The organism is Pseudomonas tritici (genome assembly GCF_014268275.3).
Taxonomy (GTDB): Bacteria; Pseudomonadota; Gammaproteobacteria; order Pseudomonadales; family Pseudomonadaceae; genus Aquipseudomonas; species Aquipseudomonas tritici.
Genome location: NZ_CP077084.1, coordinates 966631 through 979881, shown reverse-complemented (window position 1 = coordinate 979881; position 13251 = coordinate 966631). Strand labels below are relative to the sequence as shown.

Annotated in this window: 12 protein-coding genes; 9 read left to right on the top strand and 3 right to left on the bottom strand. The window is 61.1% G+C overall.

The window, feature by feature from the left end:
* Positions 1-5: 5 nt before the first annotated feature.
* The 7 genes from HU722_RS04130 to HU722_RS04100 are packed head-to-tail and all read left to right on the top strand — an operon-like array spanning position 6 to position 6463.
* Positions 6-1223, top strand: coding sequence for a type II and III secretion system protein family protein (locus tag HU722_RS04130; protein ID WP_065889031.1), 1218 nt, complete (start codon positions 6-8; stop codon positions 1221-1223).
* On the top strand, positions 1220-2413 hold the full coding sequence (locus HU722_RS04125; protein ID WP_065874267.1) for a CpaE/TadZ family protein: 1194 nt from the start codon (positions 1220-1222) through the stop codon (positions 2411-2413). Before HU722_RS04130 ends, HU722_RS04125 begins: the two co-directional genes overlap by 4 nt.
* Positions 2410-3681 carry a TadA family conjugal transfer-associated ATPase gene (locus tag HU722_RS04120; RefSeq protein ID WP_065874268.1) on the top strand — a complete coding sequence of 424 codons (1272 nt, stop codon included), beginning with the start codon at positions 2410-2412 and terminating at the stop codon, positions 3679-3681. Before HU722_RS04125 ends, HU722_RS04120 begins: the two co-directional genes overlap by 4 nt.
* 10 nt (positions 3682-3691) lie before the next feature.
* Entirely contained in the window at positions 3692-4573 is an 882-nt protein-coding gene (locus HU722_RS04115) for a type II secretion system F family protein (protein ID WP_065874269.1), read from the top strand.
* A 1-nt stretch (position 4574) separates the two neighbouring features.
* The gene (locus tag HU722_RS04110) at positions 4575-5462 is read left to right on the top strand and encodes a type II secretion system F family protein (protein ID WP_065874270.1); all 888 of its coding nucleotides are present in this window, start codon (positions 4575-4577) and stop codon (positions 5460-5462) included.
* Positions 5463-5472: 10 nt separating this feature from the next.
* Positions 5473-6183 (top strand): tetratricopeptide repeat protein, encoded by a 711-nt coding sequence (locus HU722_RS04105; protein WP_065874271.1) that lies wholly within the window; start codon positions 5473-5475, stop codon positions 6181-6183.
* Between the two features lie 10 nt (positions 6184-6193).
* Entirely contained in the window at positions 6194-6463 is a 270-nt protein-coding gene (locus HU722_RS04100; protein ID WP_065874272.1) for a DUF3613 domain-containing protein, read from the top strand.
* Positions 6464-6467: 4 nt separating this feature from the next.
* Here HU722_RS04100 and HU722_RS04095 read toward each other — a convergent pair whose 3' ends face one another.
* Positions 6468-7256, bottom strand: coding sequence for a response regulator transcription factor (locus HU722_RS04095; protein ID WP_065889032.1), 789 nt, complete (start codon positions 7254-7256; stop codon positions 6468-6470).
* A 126-nt stretch (positions 7257-7382) separates the two neighbouring features.
* Positions 7383-7832 carry a prepilin peptidase gene (locus HU722_RS04090; protein WP_065889034.1) on the bottom strand — a complete coding sequence of 150 codons (450 nt, stop codon included), beginning with the start codon at positions 7830-7832 and terminating at the stop codon, positions 7383-7385.
* A 72-nt stretch (positions 7833-7904) separates the two neighbouring features.
* On the opposite strand from HU722_RS04090, the gene HU722_RS04085 reads away from it, so the two are divergent.
* Together HU722_RS04085 and HU722_RS04080 are read left to right on the top strand one after the other, a co-directional pair.
* On the top strand, positions 7905-8348 hold the full coding sequence (locus tag HU722_RS04085) for a TadE/TadG family type IV pilus assembly protein (RefSeq protein ID WP_065874274.1): 444 nt from the start codon (positions 7905-7907) through the stop codon (positions 8346-8348).
* Positions 8345-11071: a PAS domain-containing sensor histidine kinase gene (locus HU722_RS04080; protein WP_065889036.1), complete on the top strand. Its 2727-nt coding sequence runs from the start codon at positions 8345-8347 to the stop codon at positions 11069-11071. Before HU722_RS04085 ends, HU722_RS04080 begins: the two co-directional genes overlap by 4 nt.
* Here the strand turns inward: HU722_RS04080 and HU722_RS04075 are convergent.
* Entirely contained in the window at positions 11068-13023 is a 1956-nt protein-coding gene (locus HU722_RS04075) for a pilus assembly protein TadG-related protein (protein ID WP_065879941.1), read from the bottom strand. The two genes, HU722_RS04080 and HU722_RS04075, sit on opposite strands and share 4 nt — an antisense overlap.
* Between the last annotated feature and the right edge of the window lie 228 nt (positions 13024-13251).

Here is a 13251-nt window from a genome sequence, read left to right as displayed (position 1 = left end):
CTTGAATGAGCCATCGCTACGCACCCATGTTCACGCAAATGGCTTGGGCTTTGATGCTGTCGTGCCTGCCGGTCGGCATGGCCTTGGCGGCGCCGGGCAACTGCAGCGCCCTGGGTCAACTGCCGGCCGTGGTCGAAGTGGGAGAAGGCCTGCAACAAGAGCTGCAATCGCCAGTGGCGATCACGCGCCTGGCAATCGGCGACCCGAAAATTGCCGATGTGCGCGTCAATGGCGACCGTCACTTCCTGCTGACCGGCGTCACCAGCGGCGCCACCAGCCTGATGGTGTGGACCGCCTGTGCCAGCGCGCCGCGCCAGAGCATGGTGTTCGTCAAGGGCAAAGCCACCTCGGCGCTGACCAGCCTATCATTGTCGCCATCGCAAGACCCACTGCTGCCCAGCCAGGTGCAGACCGATATCCGCTTTGTGGAAGTCAGCCGCACCAAGCTCAAGGAAGCCAGCACGAAGTTTTTGGGCATTGGCACAAACTTCTTCCTTGGCAGCCCCAATCTCCTGTCCCCCGCGGAGAGCGTCTTCAAGCTGCCGGTGAGCACTGAGAGTTTCAACATCGGGTTTGGCGGGGGCCGGGTCAAAGCCATGATCAACGCGCTGGAACGCAGCGGTTTCGCCTACACCCTGGCACGCCCAAGCCTGGTGGCCATGAGCGGTCAGAGCGCGTCCTTCCTGGCCGGTGGCGAGGTACCGATCCCGGTGCCCAGCGCCGGCAGCGACACCATCTCCATCGAGTACAAGGAGTTCGGCATTCGCCTGACCCTGACCCCCACCGTGATTGACCGCAACCGCATCACCCTCAAGGTGGCGCCGGAAGTCAGTGAGCTGGACTACAGCAACGCGGTGCAGATCCAAGGCATCCAGGTGCCGGCCCTGACCGTGCGCCGCACCGACACCAGCGTGTCCCTGGCCGATGGCGAAAGTTTCGTGATCAGTGGCCTGATCAGTACCAATAACCGCTCCACCATCAGCAAGTTTCCCGGGCTGGGCGATATCCCGGTCCTCGGGGCATTTTTCCGCGACTCCAACATCAGCCGCGAAGAAAAAGAACTGCTGATGATCGTCACGCCGCACCTGGTGCAGCCGTTGGCCGCCAACGCCCAACTGCCGTCGCTGCCTGGTGAAAAACTGCGCGGCTACGACCCGAACTGGTACCGGATGTTCTTCCTGGAAAACGGTAATTTCGACCGTCGCAGTGGACTTTCCCAATGAGCGATAGCCTGAGCCAGACCTTCCTCGCCATCACGCGCAACACCACCGACCTGGAGTGGCTGCAGGGTGCCCTCGCGCCCCTTGGCCAAGTCGTCAGCGCCGGCACCGGCAGCCTGGACGAACTGCTGGCGCTGGTGGACGTGACGTTCGCCAACCTGGTGTTCGTCGGCCTCGACCGGGAAAACGTCGTGGCCCAGAGCGCGCTCATCGAAGGTGCCCTGGAAGCCAAGCCGATGCTCGCCGTGGTCGCCCTCGGCGATGGCATGGACAACCAGCTGGTACTCAACGCCATGCGCGCCGGTGCCCGCGACTTTGTAGCCTACGGCTCGCGTTCCAGCGAAGTGGCGGGGCTGGTGCGACGCCTGAGCAAGCGCCTGCCAACCGTCGCCCACAATGCACAGCTGGGGGGCCTGACCGTACTGTTTGGCACTCAGAGCAACGCTGACGGCGCAATGCTGGCAACCCACCTGGCCATGGTCGTGCAGAAAAGCGGGCAGCAGACCTTACTGCTCGACCTGGGCCTGCCCCGCAGCGACAGCCTGGCCTTGCTGGGCCTGGAGAGCACGTTCAATTTCGGTGATGCGTTGCGGCATTTACGCCGCCTTGATACCACGTTGATCAACAGTGCCTTTACCACCGCCCTGGATGGCCTGCGCATCCTGGCGTACGCCACCGGTGACGAGCCACTCAAACTGACCAGCGCCGCCGAGCTGTACATGTTACTCAGCGCACTGCGCCAACACTTCCAGCACATCGTCGTGAACATCACCGGCCAGCCAGACAGTGAAGCGCTGCGCACCTTTGTCAGCCATTGCGACAAGCTGCTGTGGTGCACCGACCAAAACGTACTGGACTGTCGCCGCAACCTCGCGGTGCTCAGCCGCTGGCGCGAAAAAGGCATGAAGCTCGATCACGCCAGGCTGGTGATCGACCGGTACATCAAGGCCTGTGCGCCGGACACCGACGCCCTGGAAAAAAGCTTCGGCCTTGAGTGCGTCGCCGTGCTGCCCCTGAGCGCTGAGCTGCGCCTGAACGTGAAAAACCAAGGCCAGACCCTGTTCGCCCTGGCCCCACGTGAACCCCTGACCCAAGCCGTACGCACCTTGGGCGAGCGCCTGGCAAAACGCTCCGAGGGCCTTGCTAAGCCCTCAATGCGCTGGTTTGAACGCATCCTGGGGGCGGGACGATGAGCGGCGAAAAACTGTTTGGCGGTCCGGCCCGCAGCGTCAGCGGCAACAGCGATCACGATGGGCTGAAACTGGTGCTGCATCGCTACATCATCGACGCCATCGAGGAGTCGGGCAAAAACCTGCTCGAAGGCACGCGCCAGTCGCTGGCGCAATTTGTCATCGACAAGGTGTCGGAATACATCACGCGCATGCGCCTGGCGATTTCGCGCTATGAGATGGAGCGCCTGGCCGAAGAGATCGTCGACGAACTCACCGGTTTCGGCCCGCTGGAAGTGCTGTTGCGCGACCCGTCGGTCACCGAAATCCTGGTCAACGGGCCGCACCGGGTGTTTATCGAACGTGATGGCCTGCTGCACCAGAGTGACTTGCGCTTCATCGACGACCACCACGTGGAACGCGTGATGCAACGTATCCTCGCGCCGCTGGGCCGACGCCTGGATGAGTCCTCGCCGATGGTGGATGCACGCTTGCCCGACGGCAGCCGGGTGAACGCGATCATCCCGCCGATTGCCCTGGACGGCCCGTGCCTGTCGATTCGAAAGTTTCGCAAAGACATGCTCAAGAGCAGCGATCTGGTGGCCATGCAGACTATCGACCAGAGCATTTTCGAGTTCTTCCAGGAGGCCGTGGGCAGGCGCTGCAACATCCTGATCAGCGGCGGTACGGGTACCGGCAAGACCACCTTGCTGAATATCCTCAGTCAGTTGATCAACCCCCACGAGCGCTTGGTAACGATCGAAGACGTCGCCGAGCTGCAACTGGGCCACCCGCACGTGGTCCGCCTGGAAACCCGTCCGCCCAACGCTGAGGGACACGGTGAGGTCAGGTCCAGCGACCTGATCCGCAACGCTTTGCGGATGCGCCCGGACCGCATCATCCTCGGGGAAATCCGTGGTGTGGAAGTGCTCGACGTGATGACTGCGATGAACACCGGTCACGACGGCTCCATGAGCACGGTGCACGCCAACAATGCCCAGGATGCGTTGCTGCGCCTGGAAACCCTGGTGGGCCTGACCGGTCGCGTGATCGCGGAAAAAACCTTGCGCCAGATGATCTGCGCCGCACTGGACGTGATTATCCAACTGACGCGTATGCCCGATGGCCGTCGCTGCGTGAGCGAGGTGGTGGAGGTGGTCGGCGTGCGCGATGACGTGTATGTCACCAACACCCTGTTCCGCCTGGACCGGCGCACCGGCGTTGGTTTCTTGCGCGAAGCCCTCAACCCGGCCGGCGACAAACTGCGCCGCGAATCGGCCTTGCCACCCTAGGGAGCGCGTGATGACTGGACCGGTGTTGCTGCTTGTCTGCCTGCTGCTGATCGGCTTGTCGTTCTGGCAGCTTCAACATGCCCTGCGCAAGGCACAGACGGACCGCGTGTTGGAACGCCTCGGCGATGGCCAGCCCGAGGCCCAGGAACCGAGTACCAGATGGACCGGCCTTGAACGCATGTTCCTGCGCGCGGGGCTGGGCAAACCCACGGACCGTTTGGGCCTGTGGCTGAGCGCCTGGGTCATCGGCGCACTGCTGGGCTGGTTGCTCGCCGACGGGCTGGGCCTGATCGCCATGATCGTGGGGCCGCCCCTGGCATTGCGCATATTTATCAGCTGGCGTTATCAACAGCGCGTGCAGCGCATGGTCGAGCAATTGCCACAGTTGTTGGACCATAGCGTACGCAGCCTCAAATCCGGCAGAACCCTGGCAGACGCCGTACTGGGCGGGGTCGAGAGCGTTGAAAACCCACTGAAGGACGCCATGGGTCGCGTGCAACGCAATGTGCGCATGGGGATCAGTCTGCCGGATTCGGTCAGCGACTTCGCCGAGTTTTACGAACAGGACGAATTCCGCCTGTTTGCCCTTGGCTTGAAGGTCAACCATCGCTATGGCGGCAATGCCAGCGAATTGCTGGAAAACCTGATCAACATGATTCGCGAGCGGGAACAAGGCGCCCGTCAACTCAAAGCCATGACCGGCGAAACGCGCATGACGGCCTATGTGCTGGGCGGCCTGCCCGTGTTGATCGTGGGTTACTTCATGGTGGTCAACCCCGGCTATTTGATGACCATGTGGAACGACGGCACGGGGCGCATGATGCTGTTCACCGCGCTGGCAATGGACCTCGGCGGCACCTTTATCATGTGGCGCATGCTGAGGAGTGTCTGAGATGGCACTTTTGGCCTGCGCCTTGTTGTTGCTCGCCGCCGCGGTATTGGTGGGCGGCCAAGTGCTCGAGAATCGACGTCGCAGACGCCGGGTGGCTGAACGCTTGCAGGGGCGGATGAGCGGCGATGCAAGGATCGGCACGCTCATACGTCAATTGGGCGCGAGCACCCTGGCGCAGCGCTCGGTCAGCCTGGACAACGAGACGCAGATCCTGCTCAACCGGGTCGGCTGGCGCAAGGCTAGCCAGCGCTCGCTGTTTGCTGCCTTCCAGATTGGTTTGCCTATCGTGCTGCTGGGTCTGACGCTCATCGGCCAGCAACTGCTGTTTCCTCACGCAGAACCTGCATGGATTGCCCCGATGTTTGCGCTGGGCATCGGCTACCTGCTCCCAAAACGCGTGTTGGCTGCGGCGGCCAAACATCGCCAGCAGGCCATCGCCAAAGAAATCTCAACGTTCATTCCGCTGCTGCGCATCTTGTTCGAGTCGGGCATGGCGGTCGAGCAGTCGCTGCGGGTGCTGGGCAACGAAGCCGAACGCCTGCTACCCGCGCTTACCCATGAATTGCGGCTGATCCTGGCGCGTGTCGATTCCGGCCTGGAGCTGAGCGAAGAACTGGGCAAGACCGCGCGCTTGCTGGAAGTGGATGAGTTCACCGACACCTGCATCATCCTGCAGCAATTGATCCATCAGGGTGGCGGCGCGATGAAGTCCTTGCTGGCGCTCAAGCAGTTGCTCGACGACCGACGCCTGACTCGCCTGCAGGAGTACATCTCGAAGATGTCGGCAAAAATGTCAGTGGTGATGATGGTGTTTCTGTTCCCCGCGTTGCTGATCGTGCTCGGTGGCCCGGCGTTTATCGGCATCGCCAGCGCTTTGAATCACTTTTGAGGAGACGTTGATGAAAGTACTGATTGCCGGCGTGGCCCTGCTGATGCTCGGCGGCTGCGCCACCAACGGCCAATCACCCTGGGCCGCGATGACCTCATCCGGCAGTTGCGCCAAGCCGAGTTCAGACCAGGAATTGGCGCTCAACCTGTCGGACGACCTGGCCAACGAAGGCAAGCTGCACGCCAGCCTCGCCAACCTGCAAAGCCAGCCCGAGTCCTTGCCCCAGGTGCGCCAGCGCAAGGCCCGCAATTACCGCTTGCTGGGGCGCAGCGAGGCCGAGCCGTTGTACCGCAGCCTGCTCGGCACCTGCATGACCGCTGAAGGCGAACACGGCCTGGGGCAATTGGCCGCGGCCAAGGGCGACAACGACCAAGCGATGGCCCATATGCAACGAGCGGCGCGGCTGGCGCCCACGGACGAAAAGATCCGCAATGACTTGGGCGTGGTGTACCTCAACCAGTTGCGCCTGGAAGACGCTCGCTTTGAATTCATGACCGCCATCGAGCTCAAGCAGGGCGATCCTTTGGCCGCCGTCAACCTGGTGACGCTGTTGATCTATCAGGACGACTGGGGGCAAGCGGCGAAAGTGGTCAGCCAGTTGGGCCTGAACCCCGAGCAAGTCACCGTTGCCCAGGCACGCGCGGAAAAACTCAAGGGCTCCCGCGCGGCGACGCGCAAAGTAGCGGCGGTGAGCGATGCCCTGCCGGTGACCCTCAAGTAAGGAGTGATTGATGAAAGCACATTACCTTATTGGCCTGGCGCTGCTGCCGCTGAGCGCACTGGCTCTCGAACCTGGCCCGTCGTCCCCGCAACAAGCGGAGACGGAAAACTGGCTGGCCTTGCAGGTCAATGGTCGGGCCGCTTCGGCGACACCGCAAAGGACCACTCCCGCAGAACGGGAGCAAGCCTTTCAGCGCTGGCTGGACAGCAATAAGCATCCGATTCCGGAGTTCTTTGAATCGGAGTCGGGAGGGTCTTCCCAAGGCGGGAAGAGCCAGTGACACCCTAGTGGGCGGTGACCCGTTGGCGCATCGCCGAGTTATTCGGTGACAAGGCCAACGCCAGCTGGGTGCGGTTGTGCATGTGGGTGAGGCGCAGCACCTGAGACACGTACAGCTTGACGGTGTTCTCGGTGATCCCCAGCTCACAGGCAATCTGGTAGTTGGTCTGGCCCTTGCCCACCAGACGAGCCACATCGAGCTGGCGCGGTGACAGCTGGTTGAAGATGGTCGGAATCTCCACTGGTCCAGCCTCTTCGGCGACCGGCTCGCCATCGTCCACCAAGCCGGGGCTTGGGCTGCGGCGCACTTTATCGAGGTCCTGGTACAGGTCATTGATGGATTCGGAGAGGTATTGCAGCTTCTGGTTCAAGTGCCCCAGTTGCAGCTCTTTTTGCCGTTCTTCCAACGCCGCTTCCTGGCGTTGCAGGCCTTCGAGCAACTCATCGAGGTTGATCGGCTTCTGGTAGTAATCCGAGATTCCTGCGCGCAGGGCCTTGATCACGTCCTGCTTGTCGGCACGTCCGGTCAGCATGATCGCTTCGAACGCCCGCTGCTTGCCCGCTACCTTCTGCATGGCCTGCACCAGCTCGATGCCATCCATGTCCGGCATATGCAGGTCGCACAGGACCAAGCCGATGTCGGCATCCTCGCCGAAGCGTTGCAACGCATGCCGACTGGATTCACAAGGGACGCAGCGGTAACCACTGCCTTCAAGAAATTCGCAGAGCTCTTCCACGATCATCGGCTGATCGTCGACCACGAGCACTTTCACCGCTGAGGTAAGCTTGTTCACGCGCCACTCCATGCCTGGAAAGCCAAAAGATTGATCGATCCCTTTTGACAAAAAATCCTATACATCCAGTTAATAAACGTAGACCTACTTTCCGACTCTGTACACCGCGATAGAGACCTCGTCAGACTAATGGATCCAAAACCAATATAGTCCAAACCCAGTCAATACAAAGGGCGCAAAAGGCTGTTTTGTTGACGCTCCCGTAGCCGCACCTTGAAGAGGTGCGCTAAGCCTTTGACGGAAAAGCACCCAGCCACTTTGGAACAGCGCTGCGCCGATCAAAGACCACAATAAATAGTCCAGCGTACTGGCCAGCGCCAGGGCGGCCAGCAGCTTCACATCACCCGCGCCAAAGCGGCCCAGCGCATAGCCGGGCAAGGTCAGCAGCAGTGCCACGGCAAAGGCCCAGCCACCTTCGCCGGCGGGCGCTCCGAGCCAGGTGGTGCCCGTCCATAACAGGTAGAACAGCGCCAGCAGCGCCGCCCCCAGGGTCAAGCCGTTGGCGATTTGCCGTTGATGCATGTCCTGCCATGCACAGAGCCCCAACCAGAGCAGTATCACCACGCCATGGATCACGTAAAAAACATCCCTTTTTGCCGAATGATTCTATGCTGATATCAAGTAGTAGCCGTCAGGGTAGACGCAGTCATGAAAACAAGCCTCCCTAGAAAGCAAAAAGGTGCGGCGGCGATTGAGTTCGCGCTGGTCTTCGGGATCTTTTTTGCGGTGTTCTATGGATTGATCAGCTATAGCCTGCCAATGCTGTTAATGCAGTCGTTCAACCAGGCGGCAGCGGAGGCCGTACGCCAGGCCATGGCGGTGGACCCGGTAGCCGCGGGCACCGCTTATGGCACGCAGGTGACTGATCGCGCCAAAACCACGGCGATCCAGCAGTTGAACTGGATTCCACCCAGCTTCCAATTTACCGACGATTTAATCACCGCCGCCTACAACGGCACCACGCTGACTGTGACGATTAAATACCCCACCAGCCGTCTCTATTCAGTGTTTCCGACATTGGTAGTGCCGGGCATAGGCCCCGTGCCAAATCTGCCGGCCAACCTGACGGCCATGTCGAGTCTGCAGTTTTGACCTCGGGGGATAACCTCTTCGGGCGCCTGCTCGGCCGCACCAGCGCCACGCCGCTCGACACGCCCGCCGCACCCACGCCAGGGTTGCATCTGCAACTGGATCCCCAGGGCCACGTATTGAGCATCAGCGGCACTCTGCGGCCGCAGCTCGCGTCGCATGAGGTGGGCGAAACCCGACCACTATTGCGTGACCTGTTGTGCGCCAGCAGCGCGTTGAGCATTGAAGGCCGTCCGGAAGACTGGCAGCACCAGAACCTGGACCTGGACTTCCAGGGTGCTACCGGCCAGGTCCTGCACACTCGCGGCTGGATCGAAGCCGAGGGTGACGGCTGGAGCCTGCGCCTGCTGGACGTCGGCGACTTGCTGGCTGGCTCGCAACTGGCCCAACACCGTGAGCAGAATCATCAACTGGCCTGCCAGATAAGCAGCCAGTTGCGGGTGTGCAGCCTGGCCCGACTGCCCGAGGTGTTCAACGAGCACCTGCGGAGCGTGGCGCAGCGCTGGCGAATTCCCTGCCTCGCGCTGGCGTTGCTCGATGAAGAAGACCAGGACTGGCGGATCTACAGCCACTACGCCGCCCACGATGCCCCCGCCTTGTGGCGGACCGGCCAACACCTGGGCACCAGCCTCGACAGTGTGAGTGGCAACACGCCGTTGAGCCTGGCCCAGGAGCGTAGCGACAACCCACGCCTGCAGAGCATTTTCGGCAATGCCGATGGATTCCTGGTGCCCTACCGTGACAGCCAGGGCATCGCCGCGTGGTTACTCTGCGGCCTCTACAACGGCCAGCAACACGCCCGCGAACAGGACTGGCTGAACCTCACCGCCGCCCTCGCCGCCCCCTTGCTGAGCCGCTTGCGCGAGCAACGCTATCATCAACAGCTCGACCGCATGGAAGCCCTGCAAGGCCTGCTCGGCACCGGCTGGTGGGAGCTGCTGCCGGCTACCCAGGAAATCCAGCTCGCCCCGCAGTTGCTGCACAGCCTCAGCCCGGAGGACGGCCCCACCCACCAACCGCTGGGCCTGTGGCTGGAGCTGATCCACCCCGCCGACCGCCAGGAACTCAACAGCCGCTTGCACGATCTGCAGGCACTGGGCAAACCGCTGCTGACCAGCGTACGCCTGCAACGCACCGACGCCGAGCACAACCCCCTCTGGTACCGCGTACAGGGCCAGGTGCTGGGCATGGGCGATGACCGCCGCTGGGTCGGTTTCATGCTCGACATCAGCGACATCAAGAACCAACAACTGCAAGCCGCCGCCGCCCATGCGCGCCTGGACAACCTCATCGCCAGTTCACCGGCAGTCATCTATGTGCAGCGCTATGTCAGCGGTGCCCTGCACCCGGCGTTCTTCAGCGATAGCCTGCTGCCGCTGCTGGGCTGGACGTTGGCCGAGTGTAACCACGACAGCCTGGCGTCGCTGATTCACCCCGAAGACCGCGACCTGTACTTCGAACGCACCCGCCAACTGTTGCGCGAAGGCGCCGTGCGCAGCCGCTACCGCCTGCGCGACAAACAAGGCCAATACCATTGGCTGCTCGATGAAGCCAAATTACTGCGCGATGACCTAGGATTGCCGCTGGAAGCCGTCGGGCTGTGGCTGGACGTCACCGAGACAACCCAGGCTGCCGAGCAGATCAAACAAAGCGAAGAGCGCTATCGCATCCTCGTCGAAGACTCCCCGGCAATGATCTGCCGCTACCGCCCGGACCTGACCCTGACCTTTGGCAACACGCCGCTGGCCAATTACCTGGAATGCTTGCCCGCACAGCTGCCGGGGCAGAACCTGGGGCACTGGCTGTCGGAAGAACAGCGCCAGGCCTTTGTGCAACGTATCGGCCAATTGAGCGCGGAATTTCCGGTCAGCACCGCCGAAATCAGCCTGGAATTGCCCGGCCGCGAACACGCCTGGTGGGTATGGTCAGACCGTGGCGTGTTCGATGAACAGGGCACGCTGGTGGAAGTGCAAGCGGTGGGCCGCGACAACACCGAAGTGCGCCGCTCCCAGCAGCAACTGACCCAGAGCGCAAAGATGGCCACCCTTGGCGAAATGGCCACGGGCCTGGCCCATGAGATCAACCAGCCGCTGAACGTGATGCGCATGGCGATCGTTAATGTGCTCAAGCGCCTGCGCACTGGCGATGCGCAAATCGACTACCTCACTGACAAGCTCCAGCGCATCGACACCCAGGTGCAGCGCGCGGCGCGGGTGGTGGACCATATGCGCGTGTTTGGCCGCCGCTCGGAAATCGAACAACAACCCTTCGACCCGTCACAGGCGGTGGAAGGCACGCTGTCACTGCTCGGTGAAGGCTTGCGCGGCAAAGGTGTGGAGGTGCGCGTCACGCCAGCGGACGCTGCGATGCAGGTCAAAGGTTACGTCGACCAGCTTGAGCAGGTGCTGATCAACCTGGTGGTAAATGCCCGCGATGCGCTGTTGAGCAAACAGGAAAAGGACCCGGCGTTCCGCCCCTGGATCGCAGTGCATTGCGAGCACGACAGTCGGCATGTGCGGATCTGGGTGGAAGACAACGCTGGTGGCATTGACCCTCGGTTGCTGGAGCGGATTTTCGAGCCGTTCTTTACCACCAAGCCGATTGGCGTGGGCACGGGGTTGGGGTTGTCGGTGAGCTACGGGATTGTGGAAAACATGGGCGGACGGTTGAGCGTTGCCAATGGGGAGCACGGTGCGCGGTTTTGTGTGGAATTGCCGATCAGTTAGATCACCAAGTAGGCGCGGCCCATATGGCAACTGAGGTTGGCGCCGACTTCGGCGTTGCCAGCAGTGATGCCTAGTGCACTGAGCAACCCGTTCACGATCGGGTCCAGCACCGGCGACAAGACGTCTTTGACAGCAGTGATCAATGTGTTGGTGATGGTCGCGAGCAAACCCGAGACACTAGACAATGGGCCGCTCGTTGGATTCCCAGGAGGGGGAACGTATATCACCTGAATCCCGCCCAGCGTATTGACCAAGCTTTTAACTACATCTGAAGCAGGAACAACGGGTTGATAGGTGGGTGTCAGGTTCATTTCATTGACCGGTGAAAACGTAAGCTTCTGAGTACTGCCTCCAACCGTCGCGTGTACAACCGATAGCAATAAACTGCCCCCCAAACCGGCTTTACGTGGGGCACATCCAAAAATCCCTGCGCACGTCTGTACACCAATATCCACTAGAGCGACGGGCTGAACAGTGGCAGCCGCTGCCGAGGAGAATGCCTGCACCGGGTCAACCTTTCCGACTGACACGTCCGCCAGCGCTGTACTCGCCTGAACGGTCAGTGACTTCGTTGCATTGCTCGCGCAACTAAAGTCAGTGACATAGGCATTTGCACTGGCCATTTCGATGTTGATATCCAGGCCGCTAAGCAATTGCACATCCGTACGGTCACACGGTTTCAACACTAGACACAGAAGCGGATCCAGCATGCCCACAAGATTCAGGTGCAACAGGTTATTGACCACTCCTGTTACCGGGGTCGTCAACGCTGAAACCGCAGACGTCAACTGACTCAGTCCGTTGAGCACAGGAAGTTGAATAGACACCAACGTGCGGACTTGCGCCGTACGCACAAAAATCTGATCTGTCGGAGGGGTCTTCAACAAGCCCGCTTTGGCCTTTGCAGGGTTACCAATAGCCGACAGTTGGGGAGGTACGATCACTTTGGTTTGGACCGAAACGTTTCCTATCAAGGGAATATTCAACTGAGTTGCAGCACTCACCGCACTCTTGCTACTGGAAAGCTGCGCCACGGTCTGTAGGAGTTGAAACACCTGCACGCTGGTATTCAAGGCTGCGGCCGGTGTTCCAGTAGCGACCTTCAGCAGGTCTCCGACCTTCAACAGTTGTGTGTTGGGCGCGATTGCTTTCACTGAAATCACGTCGTTAATGATCGCCGTGGCCACCGAGCCATTTTTTTGCAGCACCTTTACCGCGGCGTCGATCAACTGGCTGGCGGATGCAGCGGTGTTGAGCAACGCATCGTAGTCACCTGCCTTGACATTCAATTGAATCGCCAGCTGATCCAAGTAGCTGAGTAGGTTCACGTTCGTCGTCAGCAAGCCGTTCCAGCCCGCAGCCGTCAGGGACAGGTTGCCGCCCAACAGATTGCCGATGAGCATGTTCAATAGAGGAGATTTGCTGGCGTCGACCGTTCCTAGGCCGCTGCGAATCGTCAACTGCGCCACCGGCGGCGCATACGCAGCCACGGCAGTGGCACTCAGGATCATCTGCGTGGATGTTGGCCCGCCGCTGAACATGCTCCAGATCCCGCCGGCAATGCTGGTCATCACGCTGCGCGTGGCCACCACTCGCACGGCATCGTTTTTGGTGGCGTCTGCGGTGAATACACGGATATTGCTGGCATTGGTGGTCAACGTTCCGCAGGTCACGGCCAGGCCACGGCTGTTGTCACCGGCGACCACGGTGAAGCCGTTGCGCGTGGCGTTTTCCTTGGCGTAGTCGTTGGCGGTGGTGGTGGGCGTGCACAGGCCGCCACGGCCGGCGGCTTCCAGGGCCGAGGTGTCGGCGATGGATTGCAATTTGCGCTTTTCCAGGTGGAGGCGGCCGCTGTCTACCGCGAGCAGCATGAACACCAGGGCCACTGCGAGGGTGCCCGCAGCCATCAGGCCAATCGCACCACGCTGACGGGAACCAAGTCGGGGAGACATCAGGCACTCCTTAGCGCTTACTCTCCTTAGTTGGTTTTGAGTGTAGACAAGGGCTGGCCAGTCGCCAGATGAATGATTGACAGAGACTTATTGGCTGACCGAGTTCCAATGTGGGAGCGGGCTTGCTCGCGAATGCGGTGGGTCAATCGGTACATGTGTGACTGACACACTGCATTCGCGAGCAAGCCCGCTCCCACACTGGATTTCCCACATTGAATCTGTGCTGGG